The sequence below is a fragment of the Allobosea sp. BK604 genome (genome assembly GCF_004341515.1).
Lineage (GTDB): Bacteria > Pseudomonadota > Alphaproteobacteria > Rhizobiales > Beijerinckiaceae > Allobosea.
Window position 1 is genome coordinate 86151 of the sequence record NZ_SLZF01000008.1, and the last position, 22382, is coordinate 108532.

Annotated in this window: 20 protein-coding genes; 14 read left to right on the forward strand and 6 right to left on the reverse strand. The window is 66.0% G+C overall.

The window, feature by feature from the left end:
- Nucleotides 1-23: 23 nt before the first annotated feature.
- Nucleotides 24-1082, reverse strand: a complete 1059-nt coding sequence (locus EV560_RS23620; protein WP_248312170.1) for a LysR substrate-binding domain-containing protein — start codon at nucleotides 1080-1082, stop codon at nucleotides 24-26.
- 370 nt (nucleotides 1083-1452) lie between these two features.
- Here EV560_RS23620 and EV560_RS23625 point away from each other — a divergent pair, with 370 nt between their 5' ends.
- From EV560_RS23625 to EV560_RS23640, 4 genes are all read left to right on the forward strand, one after another.
- Nucleotides 1453-2331: an SDR family oxidoreductase gene (locus EV560_RS23625; protein ID WP_131858284.1), complete on the forward strand. Its 879-nt coding sequence runs from the start codon at nucleotides 1453-1455 to the stop codon at nucleotides 2329-2331.
- Between the two features lie 325 nt (nucleotides 2332-2656).
- Nucleotides 2657-3919: a glycosyltransferase gene (locus EV560_RS23630; protein WP_131858285.1), complete on the forward strand. Its 1263-nt coding sequence runs from the start codon at nucleotides 2657-2659 to the stop codon at nucleotides 3917-3919.
- 215 nt (nucleotides 3920-4134) lie between these two features.
- A complete protein-coding gene (locus EV560_RS23635; RefSeq protein WP_131858286.1) occupies nucleotides 4135-5304 on the forward strand; it encodes a DegT/DnrJ/EryC1/StrS family aminotransferase in 1170 nt (389 codons plus the stop codon).
- Complete coding sequence (locus EV560_RS23640) at nucleotides 5301-6548, forward strand: NAD-dependent epimerase/dehydratase family protein (protein WP_131858287.1); 1248 nt, start codon at nucleotides 5301-5303, stop codon at nucleotides 6546-6548. Before EV560_RS23635 ends, EV560_RS23640 begins: the two co-directional genes overlap by 4 nt.
- Nucleotides 6549-6858: 310 nt before the next feature.
- Here the strand turns inward: EV560_RS23640 and EV560_RS23645 are convergent, their stop codons facing one another.
- The 5 genes from EV560_RS23645 to EV560_RS23665 form a co-directional block, all read right to left on the reverse strand.
- Nucleotides 6859-7359, reverse strand: coding sequence for a DsrE family protein (locus EV560_RS23645; RefSeq protein WP_165923592.1), 501 nt, complete (start codon nucleotides 7357-7359; stop codon nucleotides 6859-6861).
- Nucleotides 7360-7390: 31 nt separating this feature from the next.
- Nucleotides 7391-7954 carry a hypothetical protein gene (locus EV560_RS23650; protein ID WP_165923593.1) on the reverse strand — a complete coding sequence of 188 codons (564 nt, stop codon included), beginning with the start codon at nucleotides 7952-7954 and terminating at the stop codon, nucleotides 7391-7393.
- Nucleotides 7951-9009 (reverse strand): TAXI family TRAP transporter solute-binding subunit, encoded by a 1059-nt coding sequence (locus tag EV560_RS23655; RefSeq protein ID WP_131858290.1) that lies wholly within the window; start codon nucleotides 9007-9009, stop codon nucleotides 7951-7953. Before EV560_RS23655 ends, EV560_RS23650 begins: the two co-directional genes overlap by 4 nt.
- A gap of 31 nt (nucleotides 9010-9040) precedes the next feature.
- On the reverse strand, nucleotides 9041-12055 hold the full coding sequence (locus tag EV560_RS23660) for a coiled-coil domain-containing protein (protein ID WP_131858291.1): 3015 nt from the start codon (nucleotides 12053-12055) through the stop codon (nucleotides 9041-9043).
- A gap of 178 nt (nucleotides 12056-12233) precedes the next feature.
- A complete protein-coding gene (locus EV560_RS23665) occupies nucleotides 12234-12836 on the reverse strand; it encodes a hypothetical protein (RefSeq protein ID WP_131858292.1) in 603 nt (200 codons plus the stop codon).
- Nucleotides 12837-13102: 266 nt separating this feature from the next.
- Here EV560_RS23665 and EV560_RS23670 point away from each other — a divergent pair, with 266 nt between their 5' ends.
- From EV560_RS23670 to EV560_RS23715, 10 genes are all read left to right on the forward strand, one after another.
- A complete protein-coding gene (locus EV560_RS23670) occupies nucleotides 13103-14116 on the forward strand; it encodes an AAA family ATPase (protein WP_248312171.1) in 1014 nt (337 codons plus the stop codon).
- 12 nt (nucleotides 14117-14128) lie between these two features.
- Nucleotides 14129-15133: a DUF58 domain-containing protein gene (locus EV560_RS23675; protein ID WP_131858293.1), complete on the forward strand. Its 1005-nt coding sequence runs from the start codon at nucleotides 14129-14131 to the stop codon at nucleotides 15131-15133.
- Complete coding sequence (locus EV560_RS23680; RefSeq protein WP_131858294.1) at nucleotides 15130-15627, forward strand: DUF4381 domain-containing protein; 498 nt, start codon at nucleotides 15130-15132, stop codon at nucleotides 15625-15627. The genes EV560_RS23675 and EV560_RS23680 overlap by 4 nt, the downstream gene beginning before the upstream one ends.
- Before the next feature lie 2 nt (nucleotides 15628-15629).
- Nucleotides 15630-16649 carry a VWA domain-containing protein gene (locus EV560_RS23685; protein WP_131858295.1) on the forward strand — a complete coding sequence of 340 codons (1020 nt, stop codon included), beginning with the start codon at nucleotides 15630-15632 and terminating at the stop codon, nucleotides 16647-16649.
- Nucleotides 16649-17569 (forward strand): VWA domain-containing protein, encoded by a 921-nt coding sequence (locus EV560_RS23690; protein WP_131858296.1) that lies wholly within the window; start codon nucleotides 16649-16651, stop codon nucleotides 17567-17569. Before EV560_RS23685 ends, EV560_RS23690 begins: the two co-directional genes overlap by 1 nt.
- Nucleotides 17566-18207: a tetratricopeptide repeat protein gene (locus tag EV560_RS23695; RefSeq protein WP_131858297.1), complete on the forward strand. Its 642-nt coding sequence runs from the start codon at nucleotides 17566-17568 to the stop codon at nucleotides 18205-18207. Before EV560_RS23690 ends, EV560_RS23695 begins: the two co-directional genes overlap by 4 nt.
- Nucleotides 18204-19469 carry a BatD family protein gene (locus tag EV560_RS23700; protein ID WP_131858298.1) on the forward strand — a complete coding sequence of 422 codons (1266 nt, stop codon included), beginning with the start codon at nucleotides 18204-18206 and terminating at the stop codon, nucleotides 19467-19469. Before EV560_RS23695 ends, EV560_RS23700 begins: the two co-directional genes overlap by 4 nt.
- Before the next feature lie 11 nt (nucleotides 19470-19480).
- Nucleotides 19481-20902 carry a DUF1254 domain-containing protein gene (locus tag EV560_RS23705; protein ID WP_131858299.1) on the forward strand — a complete coding sequence of 474 codons (1422 nt, stop codon included), beginning with the start codon at nucleotides 19481-19483 and terminating at the stop codon, nucleotides 20900-20902.
- Between the two features lie 64 nt (nucleotides 20903-20966).
- A complete protein-coding gene (locus EV560_RS23710; RefSeq protein WP_131858300.1) occupies nucleotides 20967-21227 on the forward strand; it encodes a DUF3302 domain-containing protein in 261 nt (86 codons plus the stop codon).
- On the forward strand, nucleotides 21224-22165 hold the full coding sequence (locus EV560_RS23715) for an HlyD family secretion protein (RefSeq protein WP_131858301.1): 942 nt from the start codon (nucleotides 21224-21226) through the stop codon (nucleotides 22163-22165). The genes EV560_RS23710 and EV560_RS23715 overlap by 4 nt, the downstream gene beginning before the upstream one ends.
- The last annotated feature ends 217 nt before the right edge of the window (nucleotides 22166-22382 follow it).

Consider the following 22382-nt stretch of genomic DNA (forward strand, 5'->3'; position numbering starts at 1 on the left):
CGCTATGCGCGTATCGGCGCCGCTTATGGCTCGGCGGCACCGATCCAGGTCGCCCCTGGTGGACAGCTCTTCGCCAGGTACTCCGCCATCAGCCGAACGAGGATGTCGCGCACGGCTTCCCCCGCATGGGTCAGCGGGTAGTCGCTGGATGAGATGATCGAGGCCGTCAGATGCAGCGGTGGCTCGATCACGGCCGGCGCGGCAAGACCAGCCCCGAGACCATCCCCGAGGGCGCCCATCGGGATGATGGTCGCGCCGATGCCGGTCCGTACGGCTGACAGCACGCTGGAGAATTGATCGGCCTCGATCACGACGTTGGGCTGCAGCCCCGCGGCGGCGAAGATGCGGTCCAGGAGGCGGCGCGTGACATTGGCCTGGCCCGGCAGGACCAGCGGCAGCCGCGCGAGTTCGGCAAGCGAAATCGCGCCGTCCGATGCTGCTTCGCCATGATTGCGGATGGCATAAAGCCGCTGCCGGAACAGCAGCTTGCGGGCGAAGGCCGGCACCATCTCGTCCTCGAAGACGAGCGCCATATCGAGCGCGTGAGCTTCCACCCGGGCGCGGATCGTCTCGCTATCCGCGACCGCGAGCTTGAGAGTGACCTTCGGCAGGCCCGACCTGCAGACATCCACGATCTGGCCGGCAAGGCTTGCCGCGAGGGTCGACGACATGCCGAGGCCGACGGTTCCGGCTGCTTCGCCGCTGCTGGAGCGCACGATGCCGGGAAGCTGCTCCATTTGCCTCAGGATCGACGAGGCTTCGCGATAGAGAACCTCGCCGGCCGCAGTCGGGCGGACGCCGCGGGCGCTGCGCTGGAGAAGACTCAGCCCGAGCTTCTCCTCCAGTTCCGCAATCTGCTGACTGAGCGCGGGCTGCGCGACATGGATCAGGGTTGCGGCGCGCGAAAAACTGCCCGCCTCGACGATGCGCACGAAGTAACGCAGATGGCGGAGCTGCATGAGACGGTCCGGTCGTTGAACATCAGTTCGATCGCGACAAGAGCATTTTCGCGTTTCCTCGAAACGCGAAAATTCTCCAAGCTTTTGTTTTATCGCATTTTCGTCACGCGAACCGGTGCCCACTTCGCTCGAAAATGCTCTATCGGAAGCGAACCATACTCGATCAGGCCCGCCCTCCAAGCGCACGATTATCGGCCTCGCAGTCGGGCCGCAAAGATATGCGCCAGTTGCAATGTCTCGACTTCAGCCGGCGTGCCGCGAAGGGAGGCGGCGAGGGAGCAGGCTGTTCGGCCTAATGCCACGTACTCCCGCATCGTCTCGCTCAACTTCGACAGGTCTCTGCCATCTGGACGCGCCGAGCTATCTTTCCGGTGAGAATCGGGACCTGCTTGGGTACAGATGGCCTTGCGCGTCGCCGCAAGCGCCATGGAAATGTCTTATCGCTGAAGAATAAGGCCGGCCGAGCAAACGAGCCGGCGGCCAAGGAGGGTAGGTGAGCATCCAGGTTCTCGTCAGCGGGGGGAATGGCCGGCTTGCGCGCGCATTGGTGGCCGTTGGCGGCCCTGGCGTGCACGCGCTGTCGCGTGCCGAACTGGATGTGACGGACATCCCTGCCTTCAAGGCAGCCCTGGCGCAGTTGCGGCCGGATGCCGTCATCAATGCGGCGGCCATCAGCAATGTGGATGCATCCGAAGCGGCGACGGATCGGGCGCAGGCCGTCAACGCACGGGCACCCGGTCAGATGGCGCAAGCCTGCGCCGGGATGGGCGTGCCCTTCATCCATATTTCGACGGATTACGTGTTCGGTGACGGGGTGGATCGGCCTTGGCGCGAGTCCGATCCCGTCTCGCCGATCAACAATTATGGTCGCCTGAAAGCCGAGGCCGAGCGGAATGTCCTCGCTGTCGGGGAGGGGGTCTGCGTCGCCCGGGTCGCGTGGCTGTTCGGCGACGGCAAGGACTTCATCAGCCACCTCCTGCGCGGCCAAGGCGCTATCGCCAAGGTCGCGAGCGATCAGGTCGGCTCGCCGACCCCGATCTTTGCGCTCGCCAGACGGTTGCTGGACCTGGCCGCACGCATGAAGGCGCGAGAGGCTGTTCCCCGCATCCTCCACCTGGCGGGCTCGCCCGCAGTGTCGCGGGCGGATTGGGTCGCCGCGGCATTCGATGCGCTGGCGCTGGCAGGAAAGCGAACGCCGCAGATCGAGCGGGTTGACATGGCCTATTTCCCCTCTGCCGCTCCGCGTCCGCGCTATAGCGCCCTCGATTGCAGCCTGGCGGCCGATTTGTTCGGAGGAGAGCTCGACTGGCGCAACGTGGTGGCGCAGCCCGAGACCTTTTCCGCAGCCTTCGATCGGCCCGCGACGAGCTGAAGCAAAAGGGCTGGAGCGCTCAAGCTTCGGCCGTCCGCCGCTAGGGCATTTTCGCGCCTCTTCGAAACGCAAAAATTCTCTATCCCTTTGTTTTAACGCATTTTCTTCACGCGAACCGGCGTCCACTTCGCTCGAAAATGCTCTATGATGTGGGCTATAGTGGCGAGGATACCGGCTAACATTAGCTACCCCTTCCGCGCACTTTCTTCGCTCCCCCCGAACATCGACAATCCCTGCTGACCTTGAGCGGCAATCGGGCCGCGGGGTGGATTTGTGAATCCCGCAGCGGAGTCGCGGGTCCGGAACAGTGCAGCAGGTTTGAGCAATGAGCTTGAACGGTGGGGTTTCTGAACGTGGCTTGCCGGTGCGGCCACTCGATATTCGGCACCTGATCTTCGATGAAGCCGACGATCATCCGTCGGGGGCCAACGGCCTGCACCAGGTCGCGCGCCAGCTCGCACTGGAACAGATTCATTCCGGCGATCAATCGCGCCTCGTCTTCCTGGCCGCGCCAGGCCGCGAGCCCGAAGTTCCCGCGGGGATTCCGGCGCAGATTCTGCCGCTTCGCGGCCGCCGGATGCTGGGCAAGACCATCGGGCTCGATCGGGATGTCCTGGATGCGGTCCTGTCCGATGCCGGGCCCTCGACCGTCTATCATATCCATGGGGTCAGGCAGCCGTTGCTCCTGCCGATCACCAGCGCGCTGCGCCGGCGCGGCGTGCCCTATGGCATCACCGCGCATAGCCGCTTCGCCCATATCTACAGCCTCGACTACAAGCTGGAGCGGCGCAAGACCGCCCTCTACGTCAAGCTTGTCGAGAGCTTTGCGTTGAAGTCGGCACGATTCATCCACGCGCTGACACCGCACGAAGCCGATGTGATGCGCCTGCTCGTCCCGGCCGCCAATGTCGTGCTCCTGCCCAATGCCGTCTATTCCAGCCGCCTGGACGGGGTTCCGCCGGCGCCGACGCGTCTCGCCCCGTCTGCCGAGTTTCCGACCTTCGGGTTCTTCGGGCGCCTGGCGGTCGAGCATAAAGGCCTCGACCTGCTGATCGAGGGCTTCGTTCGCTATCGCCGCGAAGGGGGCAAGGGCAGGCTGGCGATGTTCGGCAGCGGGCAAAACCATCAGCAGCTCGCGGAGATGTGCCTTGCTGGCGGCGTGGCCGAATTCAGCTCGATCGGGGGGCCACGTTTCGGCGAAGACAAGCTCCGCGCCGCAAGCCAGTGGGATTTCTATGTCGCCCCGTCGCGCTTCGATCACATGCCGCTCGCACTGATGGAAGCCGGCCTCATGGGCCTGCCGCTCATCCTCTCCGAGGGAACCGGGTTGCTCGGCGAGGTGGAGGCGGCCGGGGCCGGCCTCGCGATTGCGGATCTCAGCGCCCAATCCGTCGCTCAGGCAATGCATGCCGCCGAGACGATCGGACCGAAGCAATGGCGCGTGCTGTCGCAGAGCGCCTATGGCGTTGCGCTATCGATTGGAGACTGGACGACGATCTCCGCCTGCCTGCGCGATCTCTATTGCGGGCATCCGCTCGCTGACGGGGGCCGCTCGGCGACCTCCGTCACAAAGCATGCCGCAGCCTGAGCCTATTCGGCGTCAAAATGGATTACCCCTTATTCCTTGGGGTTAGCCTAGTAGTAAATCTCAAGTGTCGTTAGTGTGGCGGTGAGTTACATGCTAGCGTTATTTTTGTCAGATCTCTTTTATATAAAGATCTGAATACAATCCATTTTTACCGTGAAGCTCCATTATTTGATTTTTAAAGAAATCGAAGGGGGCAGAAACGACAGGAGACGGAAATGAAGGTTCCGTTCTACCGGCATTCATTAGATGCTGGCAGTGCAACACTTGTCGCCGACGTTATTGAGAGTGGCTTTCTGACGAGCGGGAAGCGTTGCGCCAGGGTCGAGGAGCAGCTTCGCGCCTTTTTCGGTGTATCGCACGCAAAACTGACCAGCAGCTGGACACAGGGCGCCGTGGCGACCCTGCTCGCCTTGGGCATCGGGCCCGGCGATGAGGTGATCGTGCCGGCGATGACCTTCGTCGCGACGGCCAACGTCGTGAAGCAGGTCGGGGCGAGACCTGTCTTCGTCGATGTCGATCCGCTGACGCTCCTGATCGACATCGCCCTGGTCAAGGCGGCCGTCACGCCGCGAACCAAGGCCGTCATCCCGGTGCATCTCTATGGCCAGTTGGTGGACATCGCTGCCTTGCGCGCCGCCCTGCGCCCCGACATCAGGATCATCGAGGACGCCGCCCATTGCTTCGAGGGCAGGCGGGGCGGTCGGCGCCCCGGAACGGGCAGCGATGCCGCGATCTTCTCGTTCTACGCGACGAAGAACGTCACTTGCGGCGAGGGCGGCGCGGTCATCACGAACGATGCCGAACTGGCCGCCAGCCTGAACGAAACCGTGCTGCACGGCATGTCCGCCACCGCAGCGCAGCGTTTCTCCGGGGGGCGCTACCAGCATTGGGACGTCGCGCGGCTCGGAACGAAGGCGAACCTTCCCGATATCCTGGCTGTCCTCCTCGAAGGGCAGATCGAGACCGTCGACGATCGGCTGGAGCGCCGCGAGGCGCTGTCCAGGCGCTATGAGGACGCCCTAGCCGACACGCCGATCAGTTTCCCGGTCATGGAGCTCGGGTCGGCCTCGGCGCGCCATCTCTTTCCGATCCATGTCCCTGACGGCCGCCGCGACTGGGTCATGCGCACGCTCAACGACCAGGGCATCGGCGCGACGGTCAACTATCGCGCGGTGACCGAGCTCAGCCTCTATCGCAACGATGCCTTGGTGAGCCAGGGCAGCTTCCCGGTTTCACGCGAGTGGGGCGAGGGCACGCTGTCCCTGCCACTGTTCCCGACTCTGCAGGAGGAAGAGCAGGACTACGTCCTGAACGTTCTTCGCTACCAGGTCCTGCCCTTCCTTGATTCCAGCGCAACAGACGAAAGAGGAGTGGCTGCGCTATGAACAAGACCATCGCAGTTACTGGCGCTGCTGGCTATATCGGCTCCATCCTGGTCGGGCGATTGCTTGACGCAGGCTATCGCGTGAAGGCACTCGATCGCTTCTACTTCGGATCGGACACGCTTGGCCGCTACGCCAATCACCCCGGGCTCGAGCTCAAGACGATCGATATTCGCGACGTGACACCGCGCGACCTGGAAGGCTGCTGGGGCGTCATCGATCTCGCAGCCCTGTCGAACGACCCATCGGCCGAGCTCGATCCCGCCCTGACCTGGGAGATCAACGAGAAGGGGCGGATCGATCTGGCCCGGTGCGCCAGGAGCGCCGGTGTCGAGCGCTATGTCTTTTCCGGCTCCTGCTCCGTCTATGGTGCCGGCGGGCGAGCGGAACTCTCCGAAGACTGCGCATTGCGGCCGCTGACGGCCTATGCCCGGGCTGCGGCAAACGCCGAGGAGGCGATCCGGGGCATGAACCGGCCCGGCTTCGCCACCGTAGCCCTGCGCAATGCGACGGTATTCGGCCTGTCGCCCCGCATGCGCTTCGATCTCGTCGTCAATGTGATGACCCTCAGCGCATTCGAGAACGGCCGGATCGTGGTGACCGGCGGCGGCAAGCAAAGGCGGCCGCTGGTGCATGTCCAGGATGCCGCAAGAGCGTTCATCTGCGCGCTCGAGGGCTGCGACCGGGGCATAGGCGGGGACGTCTTCAATATCGGGCTGTCGAATTTCCGGATGGTCGAGCTGAGCGAGGTGGTGCGCGAGGCGATCCCGACGCCGGTCCAGGTTCAGTTCGCGCCAGGCGGTTCGGACAAGCGCGATTACAGCGTCAAATTCGACAAGGCGCGGGACGTTCTGGGCTTCTCGGCCGCTGTCGGCGTGCCGGAGGGCGTGGCGGAGATCCATCATGCGCTCCTGGCAAACCAGGTCGAGCGTGGCCTCGTGACGAAGACGGTGGCCTGGTACAGCCACATCATCCAGATGCAGCGGATGTGGAGCTTCGGGCTGGTGGCGCGCTCGCTTGCCCCGACCCCGGCCGAGCCCGAGCCGGGCCTCGCGGCAAGGCAGGTCGCAATCTCCGCTGCTGTCGCCAGGGAGCGCCCGCGCGCCGGGGCAATCGGCACGCTCGCTGCCCTGATCGGCATCGTCTTTGGTGTCGAAGCCGACTATTCGGACGAATATTTGGGCCTTGCCGAGCGCATCCCGAGACTGGCCGGGGCCTTCGAGGCCACGCTGGCGGGAGTGATCTGACCGGCCTTACGTCCCGGCCGCGCTCAGGACAGGACGGATCCGGCTGCGTTGAACAGAACAGCTTGAAGCCCGGTGACGCTACGACGTCGCCGGGCTTCATCTACGTGTGGGGTGATCGACCTTGAGGCGCCGAGATTGCAGATCGGCGCTTTGAAAGTCGATGCAGGCGGTGCACCGGCTTCTGTCGGCAGTCTCGGCTTGAACTGATCGTCATGAGCCTCGTAATGCGGCATGCTTCCCGGGCTCCCCCTTGATCAAGGTGATCAAGCGGCAGCGAGAGAAGAGATATCGCTCATTCAACGGTCGCGGGTCATGGCCTGACGTAGGTCCAGCCCCGCTCCTGCAGCTCCATCACCCGCACAACGCCGGACTTCACCACGGCGGCCTCGGGAATGAGGGTAATGTCCTTGTTCTCGGCCTTGCTCATGTTTTCCTGGGTGTTGCCGCAGGCCTTGAAGGAAATTCCCGGAGTCGCCGCGATTGTCTTGATCCGCGCCTTTACCGGCGAGGTGTCGTCGCGCAGCATGTGGAGGCCAGGGCCGAATGTAATGATCTCGATCTCCACCTTCTCGCCGAGATCCTTGTAGTATTGAGCGACGTTGGTCGCATTGTTGAGCGCGAGATTCATCGCTCCCGGTTCGTTCGTATTCACCTGCAGGATGAGGTGGTGCGGCTTTTTCTCGGCGACGGGCCGCTTCGACGCCTGCACAGCCGCCTGCTTCTTGTCCTGAGCCGTCGCGGTGGGCGCGACGATGAACAGGGCTACGACACCCGCGAGGGCAGCTCCGATAACTGTGTTGAATCCGCTCATCTCTGTATCTCCCATCTCGGTTCGAGCACGATCAGTTGCGTGGTCCGGCGACGGCCTGTGGTGGCCAATTGCAGGCGGCTGCGACCTTCTCCCGCACCGTTTTCAGCCCGCCGAGGGAGAAGGATCCGTCATGGGCGGGGCTGCCTCTCCTGGCGAGATGGACGGCGATGGCGCCCTCCTCAGGGAGCGACTGCAGTAATCTCACGACGTCGCCGCGGAAGGCGGCGCCGGGTCCGAAGGATGGCGGGCCTGCCGAGAACTGCACTGGCTGACCGCCATTGACGCGATAGGAAATGGTGTAGTCGCCGCCGGATATGGCCGGCCCGGAAACCACCAGTTCGGTGCGGCCGCCGCGGCAGTGAACGGCAAGCTGCATCTCGGAGTCAGCGGCACCACCACGGGACAAGGTGGTGGCCGTGACGATCGGCGTGTAGTTCACTGGCGAGGTCGTCTCGCTGATGATCCAGTTGTCGCCGATTGGCGCCGGTCGATCCAACTGTCCTAGGCGAAGCTGCGTCACCGGTGCGCCCGCTCCCTGCGCGAGCGCGATCCGGCTTGCAGCCTCGAATGCGACGAACAGGACGACCATTTTCATTGCGACGCTCGTTGTGCGCGGGCCTGGCGATCCAGCCATTCCTGAGCGGCCGGGAAGCGGTCGAGGCCGGGGACGGTCGCGGCGAGGTTGATCGACTTCCATTTCTGGTCGAAGCCGGGCGCCTGCAGCTTGTCGACCCTGGCGAACAGCATGTCGACGAAGCGGGCGACGCGCTGATAGCGGTTGGTTTGCGCCGGCCAGTTGAACGCGACCAGGGCGGTCGGCACCGCGATCGTCGATACCCGCTCGCCCTGTTTGATCAGGCCGGGATATTCACCGGCCTCCAGCACTGCGGGGAGATAGTAATCCTCGAATTTGCTGTCGTATTTGACCGGGAGGAACTTGAAGCCGGGTTCCCAGCGTCCGCGCACGAAAGCGTCGACCGGCTTCGACGTGACGAAGACGACGGCCGCCATTTCACCCTTGCGCATCTGTTCCAGCGCGATCTGGTGGGGAATGAAGGTCTTTTCCGCGTTGATGCCGAGACGGCTGAAGATCATCGGCCCCGAATAGGCGGCCGCCGTACCCTGCGTGTTGAAGTTCACTTTCTTGCCGGCGAGATCCTGCAGGCTCTCGATCTCGGGCCGAACGAAGATATGCAATTCCGACGGGAAGAGATTGAGGATGTAGGCAACGCGACGCCGGATCTGCGGCACCTGAACCTTGTATTCCTCCAACGCGTCGGAATTGATGATCGCGGTATCGATGCCGCGCAGATAGAGCAGCGAGTTGACGTTTTCCGTGGCGCCGCGCGTGACGATCGGCAGGAGATGCAGGTTCGGCCCGTCATCGACGACGCGGGCCATCTCCGCTGCGAGACGAAGAGGCGCCCCCTCGATCAAGCCGCCGGCGAGGCCGACGGTCCAGGCATTCATCTTCTCCTTTTCCAACTGGTAGGCGGGGATGCGATTTTGAGATAGCGCGCGCCGCGGTGCGGGCGCCGCGCCGGGCGGGGCATTCATCTCGAATGTCTGCGCCTGCGCCCTGGCTGGCGGAAGCGCCGGGACGAGCGCCGCCAACGCGGCCAGAGCGAACAGGCATCGGCTTGAAAACATGCGCATTCGTGAACTCCCTTCTGGAAGTGCCTCACTGAGGCAGCGCGTTGAAACGATCCTTCGCCTCCTGAATGCCGCCGGCATGCGCCTTCGCATAAAGCTCGCGCGCCCTCGTCACCTCGCCGCGTGTTCCATAGGTTCCCCAGGCGGATAGAACGATGGGATCGTAAGTCTCCGCGAGCATGAAGCTCGCCCGAGCGCTGCCCGTTTCGGCCGCGCGCTCAAGCACTGTGCGTGCCGCGCCGATATCTCCCTGGCCGAGCAGCGTCGTGGCGCGCGCGATCAATCTCGCCGCTTCCGGGCTGCTTTGCGCTTCTGCGACCCGCGGCTGCTCCGTCACTGCCGCTTCCACGGCTTGCGCTGCTTTCGGAACGGGGCTGCTCGCCGCCTGCTGCGGCATGGCGCGGGCCTCGATGCTGCGCCGCGCCGCTTCAAGCTCGCTCGCCATGACCTCGGCCCTGTCGCGCTCCTGCTGCAGGGATTGCCGCAGGTCTGCCATCGCGATCTCTGCCGCCTGCTTGAACTCGCCACTCTTTTCGCTGTTCTGGCGCAGCTGCGCGGCCTGCGCCTCGCTATCGCGCCGCGCCATCGCCAGTTCGCTCGCCAGCGCAGCGCTGCGCGTGCGTTCTTCATCGAGCGCCCGGCGATATTGCGTTGCGCTTGCGGTCAGCTCCTTGCGAACCGCGGCGGCGTCGGCGATGGCTGCCGTCTTCAGCCGCTCTTGGTCGAGCGCGCGGGCGCTCGTTGCGGCTTCCGCCTGCCTGAGCTGTCCTGTCTCATCGCCCGCCTTGCGCAGCTGCACCGTCTGCGCCTCGATCTCGCGCCGGGCGGCCGCCAGTTCGCCTGCCAATGCGGTGCTGCGCGTGCGCTCCTGATCAATGGTCTGCCGATTCTGTATCGCGCTTGCGGTCAGCTCCTTTCGCACGGCAACGGCTTCGGCGAGGGCTGCTGTTTTCATCCGTTCCTGGTCGGACGAACGCGCGCTCGCCGCGGCCTCGGCCTGCTTCAGCTGCCCTGCCTCGTCGCTTGCCTTGCGAAGCTGAGCCGTCTGCGCCTCGATGTCGCGCCGTGCCATTGCGAGGTCGTTCGCCAACGCGGAGCTGCGAGCGCGCTCCTCATCGAGTGACTGGCGGTATTGCGCCGAGCTTGCGCTCAATTCCTTGCGAGCCGCCGCGACCTCCGCGACGGCGACCGCCTTCAGCCGCTCCTGCTCGACCGCATGCATGTTCTTTGCCGCCTCGGACTGCTTCAACTGCCCCGTTTCGTCGCTCGCCTTGCTCAGCTGTGCGGCTTGCCCTTCGATCTGGCGCTGCGCCGTCGCGAGTTCAGCCGCCAACGCGGCGCTGCGCGCACGTTCGGCCTCGAGCGCCTGCTGATTTTGGGCTGTGCCTGTGGCCAGTTCCTTTCGTGCGGCCGCCACTTCGGCGAGGGCAGCTGCCTTCAGCCGCTCCTGTTCGAGCGAAGATGCGCTCGTCGCGACCTCTGCCTGCTTGAGCTGTCCGGCCTCCTCGCCTGCCTTGCGCAATTGCGCCGCCTGAGTCTCGATCTGGCGCTGCGCCGTCGCAAGTTCGCTCGCCAAGGCGGCGCCGCGCGCCCGTTCGGAGTCGAGGGCCTGACGGTTTTGGGCGGCGCTTGCAGCCAGCTCCTTTCGCGCGGCCGCGGCCTCGGCCAGGGCAGCTGCCTTCAGCCGCTCCTGTTCGAGCGAAGAGGCGCTCGTCGCGGCCTCCGCCTGCTTGAGCTGGCCGGCTTCCTCGCCTGCCTTGCGCAGCTGTGCCGCCTGCGTCTCGATCTGGCGCTGCGCCGTCGCAAGCTCGCTTGCCAGTGTGGCGCCGCGCGCCCGTTCCGAGTCGAGGGCCTGACGGTTTTGGGCGGCGCTGGTGGCCAGCTCCCTTCGCGCAGCCGCGGCTTCGGCCAGGGCAGCGGCCTTCAGCCGCTCCTGTTCGAGCGAGGATGCGCTCGTCGCGGCCTCCGCCTGCTTGAGCTGGCCGGCCTCCTCGCCCGCCTTGCGCAGCTGTGCAGCCTGCGTCTCGATCTGGCGCTGCGCCGTCGCAAGTTCGCTCGCCAGCGCGGTGCCGCGCGCTCGTTCCGAGTCGAGGGCCTGACGGTTCTGGGCGGCGCTTGCCGCCAGTTCCTGGCGGGCAGCCGCAGCTTCGGCCAGGGCAGCTGCCTTCAGCCGCTCCTGTTCGAGTGAAGAGGCGCTCGACGCGGCGCCCGCTTGCTTGAGCTGCCCTGTTTCATCGCTCGCCTTGCGCAGCTGAGCCGCCTGCGTCTCGATCTGGCGTCGCGCCGTCGCCAGTTCGCTCGCCAGTGAGGCGCCATGCGTGCGCGCCTCCTCGAGCTCCTGGCGGTGCTGCGCCGTGCTCTCGGTCAGTTCCTTTCGTGCGGCGGCGGCGTCCAGTTCGAGGACGGCTTTTTGATCGCGCTCTTGGCCGAGCGAAGAGGCGGCCTTTTCGGCGGCAGTCCGCAGCTGCGCATCCAGCCGCTCGATGGCGCGCCTCGCTCCGGCAAGCTCTTGCTCCAGCGCTTCGGCTCGCTTCGCATTCGGAGGTTGTTGTGGTTCAGGCCCGGACGCCAGGGCGAGCCGATGAAGTGGCGGAGCCGGCTGCGCTTGCGTCGGCGGGCTGGGTTGCCTGGCTTCCATTTGCAACGGCGCCTGGAGAGTGGTCTTGGAGGCCGGGCTCGGCAATTGGGCGGCTTGCGCGACGAACTGCTCACCGCCCCCGGCACTGCCCGACTGACCGGTATCCTGGGATCCGAAGAAAAGCAGGAGCGCCGCCGCTGCCGTCACGCAGATGAAGCGGCTGGCGCGGCGTCGCCCGGCCGATGGCTCAGCAGGATCGCTGAACTGTTCGTCCTCGCGCAGGAGATATTTGTCGCGCGCCAACGGGTGCCAATGCGTCGGCGTGATCTGGCTCGGCACGCCATTTTCCCGGAGCCATTGACCCGCGTCAGGCGACCAGTGGGCGACGTCATAGGTTCCACCCGCGTCATCTTCGAGGATGACGAATTTACCGTTCTTGGGTGCGGTCTCGATCGTATGGCGCATGTGAAAGACGCCCGTTCCGATGGTGCTATCGAGCCATTTCTTCTTCGCCTCTCCTACACAGGAACCGCCCGGGACAAGCAATTCAACCGGGGAAAAGGGAGTGCCGGGAGGGGCAAAGGGGTTAGTCTGCTCCGATCGCGGAATGCGGCTGGGCGCGTGGCACTTGGCTGGACCAGCCTCACTCGAGATGGTGAAGGTTCCCGGCCAGGCGCCGGGCATGGTAGATGATGCGGATCAGTTCGGCGCGATGACGCGGCTGGTCGGTGATCTGCTGTTTCGAGAGCAGCTTTTGCAGCTTCATGACGTCGGAGGCGACCACCGTCCCGGCGGCTTCGCGCTCCAGCTTGGCCAATGGCTTCGAGACGTCCGAGCCCTCCATGAGCCCGGCCTGAACCTTGGCGCAAAGCGTGGTCAGGATATCGGCGCGCGTCTTTGGCCGATCCGAAAGGTCGGGCTTTGCCTCCTTGCGCAATGCCGGATCCGCATGGGCCGCTTCAACCTCCCGCGACAGATTGAACGCCAGCCACTGCCACAGGAGGGCGCGCTCGCGATCGCCGACTTCGAAAGGGCGCCTTCCGATCAGATAGCGGTCTTGCTCGAAATGCCGTGCCGCGGCCTGGGGCAGCAGCTTTTGGGCCGAGTTTATGCTGACCAGCCAGTTGTGCATGAGTTCTGCCGGGCCGTCGAACGTATCGATCTGGCTGAGGTGATTGAGAGCTCGCAGATTGTGATCGGTGGCCTCGTCACCCGTATCGAAGCGCCTGTGATCCGAGTGGCTCAATTGCGTCTCCTGCGAGGCGGCGATGGAGGCGTATTCAGAACCGGGCGTTCAAGCCGTTTCGAGTGGCCTGGTTCGATGCGCCCCCATGGAGGCAGGCCTATGATATTCCCGTGGCCGGCCGGGCAAAGCCCTGACCGCCGGCGCAAATGGACAGGCCTGGATGCCAAAAGTCGGACGCCGGAAGAGCCAAAAGGGGGAGGCGCAGGCGATGTAACTGTTACAGAGCTGACTTGCTCCGCGCTTTGCCCAAGATCGCCCAGGCTGGGATGAGCTTGCAGCTCCGAGGGATCGAGATGGACGAGGGCGCCGGACCGACAGCACGCGATGCCGTCCGGGAACTCCAGAGCCGGATCAACCAGGACATCATCGGGCAGGAGAGGGTGGTCGAGCGGATCGTCATCTCGCTGCTCGCCAATGGCAATGCGCTCGTCGAGGGGCTACCCGGCCTGGCCAAGACGCGCGCGATCAAGAGCCTGTCGAAGAACCTGGAATCGGAGTTCAGCCGCATTCAGTTCACGCCCGACCTGCTGCCATCGGATGTGACGGGCGGCGAGATCTTGCGCGCGGACGGGCAGTTCGAATTCCGCAAGGGCCCGGTCTTCGGCAACCTCATTCTCGCCGACGAGATCAATCGCGCCCCGCCCAAGGTGCAGTCGGCGCTGCTGGAGGCGATGGAGGAGCGCCATGTCACCGTGGCCGGCAAGCGCTACGATCTGCCGCCGCTCTTCATGGTGCTCGCCACCCAGAACCCGATCGAGCAGGAGGGCACCTACCCTTTGCCGGAAGCGCAGATGGATCGCTTCCTGATGCATATCCGCATCGACTACCCGTCCGATGCGGATGAGGTGAAGGTGATGCGGCTCGTCCGCTCCGAGAGCGCCGCTGCGTCGGCGGCAGCCGCTCCCGCGCCCGCGAAGATTCCGGAGAAGGCGATATTTGATGCGCGGGCGGAGATCGACCGGGTCACGACAAAGGATGTGGTCGAGGCCTATATGGTCGGCCTCATCGCGGCGACGCGCCGGCCCGGCGAGTTCGGCGACAAGCTCAAGAGCTGGATCGCCGTCGGCGCGAGCCCGCGTGGCTCCCTCGCTCTGGATCGCTGCTCCCGTACCTATGCCTGGCTGAAGGGGCGCGACTACGTCACGCCGGAAGACGTGCAGGCGGTGGCGCATGATTGCCTGCGCCACAGGCTGTCGCTGGGCTACGAGGCTGGCGCCGACGGCATGACGGCAGACACGGTGCTCGACGAGGTGATCAAGCAGGTTGCGGTCGCGGTTTAGGCGGAGCCGGCCATGGCGCTGATGCGCGAGAGGGCAAGGACGGACGGCGGCGCTCCACATAGTGGAGCCAGGGCCTTCGTCACGCTCGACGAGTTGCTGCGCCTCAAGCATCGCGCCCGCGGCTTCAGCTTCCTGCCGCGCCAGCCGGTGCACAGCCTGCTCGCCGGGCGCCACGCCTCGCGGCTGCGCGGGCGCGGGCTGAATTTCGAGGAGCTGCGCCATTATTTCGAGGGTGACGACACCCGCACCATCGATTGGCTGGCGACGGCCCGGCTCGGCAGCCCGCATGTGCGCGTCTATTCCGAGGAACGCGACCGGCCGGTGCTGCTGCTCATCGACCAGCGCAGCACGATGTTCTTCGGCAGCCAGAGGGCGATGAAATCGGTTGCGGCTGCAGAGGCTGCGGCGCTGGCGGCCTGGAGGGTGACCTCGCTCGGCGACCGGGTCGGGGCGGTGGTGTTCGGCGATAGCGGTAGCGTCGCGGTCAAACCGCAGGCGCGCGATTACGGTGCGGTGCGCGTGCTGACCGAGGTCGCGAGACAGAATGCGGGACTCGCTCACGCGGCGAAGCAAGCGACCGCGCCTGACGGGCTGAACGTGGCCCTGGAGACGGCCGTGCGCATGGCGACGCATGACTGGCTGGTTTGCCTGATCTCGGATGCTGCCGGTGAGGATGACGAGACCGCCCGGCTGGTCACGCGTCTCACAGCCCATAACGACGTGCTGGCGATCTTCGTCCACGATCCGCTCGAGGAGGATCTGCCGGATATCGGAGTCGCGACCTTCGCATCCGGCGAGGCCCAGATCGAGGTCGATGCCTCCTCGGCCTCGCTGCGGCAGGCCTTCTCCTCCGAGCGGGTGGACTGGCGGACGCGGCTCGCGCAGCTCTCGCGTGACCGTGCCATTCCCGTGCTGCCGATCTCGGCGGCGCGCGATGTCTCCGACCAGCTGCGCGAGCTGATCGGCAGACGCCGCGCCCAGGCACTGGCAGGAGCGACGGGAGGGAAGGCGTCATGAGCGCCGATCCCGGCGACCTTGCCAATCTGGCCGATCTGGCATTGCCGCTGCCGGTTTCGTTCTCGCCGCCGGCTGCAGGCATCTGGATCGCCGCCACAGCAGCATTGGTTGCGCTTGTGCTGTTCGGTTGGCGGGCGCTGCAGCGCTATCGCGCCGATGCCTATTTGCGAGCAGCAGCGGCCGAGCTCGACGCGCTCGCGGCAGGTCCGAAAGGAGATCGGTCAGGCATCGCCGAGGCTGTTTCCGCCATCCTGAAGCGCGCCGCCATCGTCGCCTATGGCCGCGAGCGCGTCGCCTCGCTGACCGGAGTGGCCTGGGCGGGCTTCATTGCCGAGACGGCGCCGCCTGGCGTGGAAACCGCCACCATCGCCGCAGGCCTGGCCAAAGCCCTCGACACTCGACAGGCCACCGAAGCGGCCGCGTCCGAACCGCTCGTCCGCGAGGCCAAATCCTGGCTTCGCTGTCAGCGCGGTCGCGCTGCGGCGGAGGCGTGACGATGCTGTCCTTCGCCTATCCCTGGATCGCCCTGCTGGCGCCGCTGCCGCTCGTCGTCTGGTTCGGCCTGCCGGCGCATGTCGAGCGCCGCTCCGGGCTGCGCGTCCCGTTCTTCGACAGGCTCGCGCGCTTGAGCGGACAGCAGCCCTTCACCGGCGGCGTCGTCGCGCGGCGCGGACCATGGCGACTCCTGCTCGTCTCCTTTGCCTGGCTCCTGGTGCTCGCGGCGCTGGCCCGGCCGCAATGGATCGAGCCGCCGCTGCATCGCGACCTGCCGACGCGTGACCTGCTGCTCCTGGTCGATCTCTCCGGTTCGATGGACACCAAGGATTTCGTCGATGCATCCGGCAAGACCGTCGACCGGCTGACGGCGGTCAAGCAGGTGCTCGACGATTTCCTGTCGCGCCGCAAGGGCGACCGCGTCGGCGTCGTCGTCTTCGGCGATGCGCCCTTCGCGCTCGTTCCCTTCACCACCGATCTCGATCTCTGCCGCGCCATGCTGCGCGACACGACCGTCGGGATGGCCGGGCCGCGTACGGCCTTCGGCGATGCGATCGGCCTGGGCATCGGGCTGTTCGCGCATAGCACGGTGAGGGCGAAGACGATCATCGCGCTCACCGACGGCAATGACACGATCAGCAAGGTGCCTCCGGTCGAGGCCGCCGGTGTCGCCAAGGACCAGGGCATCGTCATCCACACGGTCGCAGTCGGGGATCCCCGGGCCGCTGGCGAGGACAAGCTCGACGAGGCGGCGCTGAAGCAGGTGGCCGATGTCACCGGCGGCGGCTTCTTCCGCGCCCTGGACCGCGACCAGCTCGCCGGCATCTACCGGAGACTCGACGAGATCGAGACGCGCCGTATCGATACGGTGAGTTTTCGCCCGCGACGGGACATCTATTGGGTGCCGCTCGCTGCCGCCCTGTTGCTGACGCTGCTCGGGCAGGCGCTCGGCCTCGCGCGTCGGGCCATCCACAGGGCACCATCGCACGCGCCTGCCGCGATCGTGGAAGCACCGCGATGATGGCGGCATTATCCGCCTTCCATTTCGAGCGGCCGCTTTGGCTGCTGGCGCTCATTCCGGCCGTTGCGCTTTGGCTGATCGCGCGACGCGGCGCGGACCCGCTGCTGCAATGGCGCCGCGTGATCGATCCGGTGCTGCTGCCCCATCTCATCGCCGGCCAGGACGCTCGCCCGCGCATCGGCCTGCCGGACTGGCTGTTCCTGGCCTGGGCGATCGCGGCCATCGCCGTCGCCGGCCCGGCCTGGCAGCGGGAGCCGTCGCCCTTCGCCGATGCCAAGCCCGCGGTCGCGGTCATTCTGAAGGTCACGCCGTCGATGCTGACGCAGGATCTGGCGCCGACCCGGCTCGACAGGGCCCGGCAGAAGCTGGCCGATATCCTCGCCGCCCGCGAGGGCGCCTCGACCGCGCTCATCGCCTATGCCGGCTCGGCGCATCTCGTCCTGCCGGCGACGCCCGATGGCGGCGTCGTGCTCGATCTCGCCAAGGCACTCTCTCCGCAGATCATGCCCAAGGAGGGTGAGGATCTCGGCGCTGCCCTGGCGCTCGCCAAACGCGCTCTGGCTGCCAGCGCGAATGGCGGCTCGATCCTGCTGCTGGCCGATACGGTCGGGCCGGATGTGACAGTGCGCCCCGCGGAGGGCAGGGCGGTCCCGCTGACAATTCTGGCGCTCCAGCCGCCGGAGACGGAGATTGCCGGGTTCGAGCAGGTTGAGCGGGCTTTGAACGCCAGCGTGGTGGCTACGACCGCCGATCAGGCCGATGTCGCAGCGGTGGTCAGGCATCTCGACAGCGGTGACGCAGCCGCGAGCACGGCGGGCGAAGACCAGGGCCAGCACTGGCGCGAGGCAGGATACTGGCTGGTGCCGCTGCTCGCCCTGCTGACGCTGATGTGGTTCCGGCGCGGATGGGTGCTCGCATGAAGCACGTCCGCACGCTCCTCTCCGCGCCTTATGTTTTGGTCGGGCTCGCGGCTGCCCTGGCGCTCTTGGCCGCGGGCTATCGCGTCGGCTGGCGCGACCTGTGGCTGACGCCGGATCAGCGCGGGCGCTTGCTGCTCGGCGCGAACCGGCCGGCCGAGGCGGCGCAGGCCTTTCGCGATCCGCTCTGGCGCGGCGTCGCCCTGTTCAGGGCGGGGGATTTCAAGGGTGCCGCCCAGGCCTTCGCCGCGCGGGACACGGCCGAAGGCGCCTTCAACCAGGGCAATGCGCTGGTGATGCTCGGCCAGTACGATGATGCGCTGAAACGCTACGATCGGGCGCTGGCGCTGCGGCCGGGCTGGGCGGATGCGCTCAAGAATCGCGAGATCGCGCGCATTCGCGGCGAGCGCAAGAAGACCGAGGGCGGCGAGACCGGAAATACCGACACGAAACCGGACGAGATCGTCTTCGACAAGACCAAGAAGGGCGGCGAAGACGCTACTGTCGAGGCCGCGAAGCCGATGTCGGACGATGCTGTGCGCGCGCTCTGGCTGAAGCGCGTGCAGACGAAGCCGGCCGATTTCCTCAAGGCGAAATTCGCCTATCAGCTGGGCGAGCAGACTCAGGGCGTGACGCCATGAGGATCGTCGCCGCATTCGCGCTGCTGATCATCCCCGCCATGGCGCTGGCTCAGGCTCCCGCCCGCGCGCCGATCATCCGCAGCACGCTCGATCCGGCCGAGGGCATCGTCATCGGTCAGCCGGTGCGGCTCGACGTGCTCGTGCTGTTTCCCGGAGACATGCCGCACCCGCCGCTCGTCAGCATGCCGGAGGCGCCGGGCGCCCAGATCCTGCGCTTCGAGACGCAGGCAACGACGACACGAGACCGGATCGACGGCCAGGACTATGTCGGCCAGAATTTCGAGTTCATCCTGTTCCCGCGGCGCGGCGGCGAGATCGCCATTCCCGCGCCGAGCGTGACCATGCTCGACCGCAGCGGCGATCCGACCGGTTCCGCGAAGGGCGAGACGAAGCGGATCAACGTCACCGTCCCGCCCGGAGTCGATCCGTCCGGGCCGGTGCTCGTCGCCGACCGGGTCGGCGTGGAACAGGATTGGTCGCCCGATCCAGGCGCAGCGCAGTTCAAGGCCGGCAGCGCGCTCGTGCGCACGATCCGGCGTCAGGCCGATGGCGTGCCCGCGCTCGGCATGGCGGAGTTCGGCTTCACAGCGCCTGAGGGCGTGCGGGTCTATGCCGATCCGCCGATGATCGAGGACCGCAGCAACCGCGGCAGTGTCGAAGGCCATCGTACCGACAAGGTGACCTATGTCTTCGAGAAGGCGGGGAGGTACGAACTGCCGGCGCTGTCGCAACCATGGTGGAGCCTCGCCGACAAGCGGGCACGGACCGAGACGTTGCCGGGGGTGACAGTAACGGTGGCGGCTGGTGCGACGGCGTCTCCAGTGCAGGCGCGATCGTCGCTTGGCCCGGCGTGGCTTGCTGCGATCCTTGCCCTACTCGGTCTCGCCGCCGTCCTCGTGCTGTTCCGTTCGAGGCTGGTTCATCTCTATCGAAACGCAGCGCAACGATACCATTCTTCCGAGGCCGCCGCTCGCCGGGCGCTGTTGCATGCGGCCCGTGCGGGCGAGCCGGCCGCGACCTATCAGGCGCTGCGCCAATGGCTCCAGCGCCTGCCAGCCGACGAGCGGCAACGCGTCTGCACTGACGAGCGGCTGGCAGGTGCCACGGCCCGGTTGGAGAGCAGTCTTTTCGGCTCAGGTGGCCGCTGGAGCCGCGAGGCTGGAGCGGCACTGGCTGCCGCCCTGGCTCAGGCCGATGGGCGAAGCCGCTCCGCGCCGGTGCCCGAACGCGGGCTGCTTCCACCACTCAATCCCTCGACTTGAGGAGCATGCAGATGAAGCCGCTCTCATTGAAGATGCTCGCGCTGTCTGCTCTGCTCGGCGCTTCGCCGGCACTGGCGCAAAACCCCGCTTCCGACGATCTGGACAAGCGCATGATCGAGCGCCGTGCGGTCGAGGCCGTCATCTGGGGCATGCCGGCGGTCAATTACGACCTGATGCTGCAGGAGATGCTGAGCAAGACGCCAGGCAAGGTGCATCAGGTCATCTACTGGGGCCGGCCGCTCGACTCTAAGAACCAGACGCTGACGCCCAATCCTGACGCGCTCTACTTCATGACCTTTTTCGACACCAAGGACGGGCCGATCGTGCTCGACCTGCCGCCCGGCGACAAGAACGGCTCGTTCAACGGCAATATCGTCACGGTGTGGCAGATGCCGCTGGAGGATGCCGGCCTGCTCGGCGCCGACAAGGGCAAGGGCGGCAAATATCTCGTCCTGCCGCCGCGCTACAAGGGCAAGCCGCCAGCCGGCTACATCCCGCTGCAATCCGACACGTTCGGTGGCTACATGCTGTTCCGCTCGAACCTGAAGAGCCATGGCGAGGCCGACGTCGCCAATTCGATCGCCTATGGCAAGCGGATGAAGGTCTATCCGCTCGCTCAGGCAGGCAAGCCTCCAGCGACAGTGTTCAGCGACGTCAAGGATGTCACCTTCGACTCGACGATCCGCTATGATGCGAGCTTCTTCGCGCATCTCGACCGGATCGTGCAGTCCGAGCCCTGGCTGCAGCGCGACCGCGCCATGATCGACCCGCTCAAGTCGCTCGGCATCGAGAAGGGCAAGCCCTACCGGCCCGATGCCGCGGCGACAACGGTGCTCAATGCCGGGGTGCAGGAGGCTCGAGGCTGGCTCGAGCGGAAATATGATGCCGGGTTGCCGCCCTTCTTCTCACCGACCAGCCGTTGGACCTTCCCGGCGCCTCCCGATCTGATCAAGCAGGGACAGAGTGGCTATGCCGATCCCGACCAATATCCCACGGACTCGCGCGGCCTCGCCTATAGCTACGCCTATATCGGCATCAAGCGGCTCGGCGCCGGCCAGTTCTACCTGATCTCGATCCGGGACAGGGACGGCGATGCCTTCGACGGCGGCAAGACCTATCGCCTGACCGTGCCGCCCAAGGCGCCGGTCGAGCAGTACTGGTCGGTGACGGCCTATGACCGGCAGACACACGCGCTGATCCGCGGCATGCCGCGCGCCAGCCGCTCGTCGCAGATCCCGGAGATGCAGAAGAATGCCGATGGTTCGATCGAGGTCTATTTCGGCCCGAAGGCGCCTGCCGGCAAGGAGGCGAACTGGGTGCCGACCGATCCCGCCCGCAAGTTCGAGCTGATGTTCCGCGCCTATGCGCCGACCAAGGCGCTGTTCGACAAGAGCTGGGCGCTGCCCGACGTCGAGAAGGTGGCAGGGCAATGAGCCGCCGGGGTGCCGAGGCGTCCTGCCGAGCGCTCGGTTCCGTCAGCCGTGGGAAGGGTGAGCCATGACCGGTCTCGATATCTTCGCCTGGATCGTCCTCATCGTGCTCGTCGCCAGCACGGCCTTCATCATCGTCTTCATGGCGATGTGGCCAGGCATGGTCGCACGGCGGCGTGGCCACCCTTACGCCGAAGCCGTCGCGATCGGCGGTTGGGTGACGCTCTTCCTCGGCTTCGTGCTCTGGCCCATCGTCCTGATCTGGGCCTATGTCGACGTGCCGCCGAACCCGCGCAGGTCTGTGACCGGAGGGGAGGCGGCGCGATGATCGTTGTCCTGCTCAACACTTATCTGGCGCTGCTCTTCATCCTGGTGAAGCTCAAGGTCGTGCCCTTCAACGGGTTCTGGAAGGCATCGCCAGTCCTCGTCTTCCTGCTGCTGCTGATCGGCCTGTTCATCCCGATGAACTGGGGCGCGCCGCAGGGGGCGGCGCTTGTGGTGCGCAACTCTGTCGCGATCGTGCCCGATGTCTCCGGCGAGGTGGTCGAGGTGCCCGTCCGGCCCAATCAGCCGATCAAGGCCGGCGACGTCCTGTTCAGGATCGACCCCGTCCCGTTCCAGTCGCAGCTCGATGCCCTGAACGCGCAGCTCAAATTCCAGGAAACGCGGCTTGGCCAGATGACACAGCTGCAAACGCAAGGTGCCGGCCGCGCCTTCGATGTCGAGCAGCGCGAGGCTGAGGTGGAGCAACTCAGGGCTCAGATCGTCGGAGCGAAATGGAGCCTGGAGAAGACGACGGTGCGCGCGCCGGCTGATGGCTATGTCACCAATCTGGCGCTGCGCACAGGTGCGCGGGTGACGAACCTGCCGCTTTCGCCGGTTATGGCTTTCATCGATACGGCGGAGACCATTATCGGCGTTCAGGTCGACCAGAACGCTGCGCGCTATCTCGCTCCGGGCCAGCCCGTCGAACTGACTTTCAAGCTGAATCCGGGCACGGTTCAGACGGGCAAGGTCGAGAGCATCCTGCAAGCAGTCTCCACGGGACAAGTCCAGACCTCGGGCCTTGCCGTCGCGCCGCGAGCCGTCGAGACTGCGCCGCTCGTGGTGCGCGTCAAGCTCGACGACGAGGCCTTCGCCCGTTCACTGCCCGCCGGAAGCACCGGTACCGCCGCGATCTTTACCGAGCACGTCAAGGCCGCGCATGTGATCCGCAAGGTGCTGCTGCGTCAGATCGCGATCACCAATTACATCAACCCGTTTTGACGGGCGCGCTCGGGCCCGAGGCTGGCAGCGATCTGCTCGAAACCGGACCGGTCGTCCTTCAACGGGATCAGCGAGGGCGGGAACACCAATGTCCTGTTGGAAGCGTACGGCATCCACCTGTGCGGGGGAAGCCGGCCTCACCGCATTTTCGGGACAGTAACAGTTACGACATTGCCGGAGGCTGACGGCTGATCGACCGTTATCTGTCCGGATTTTC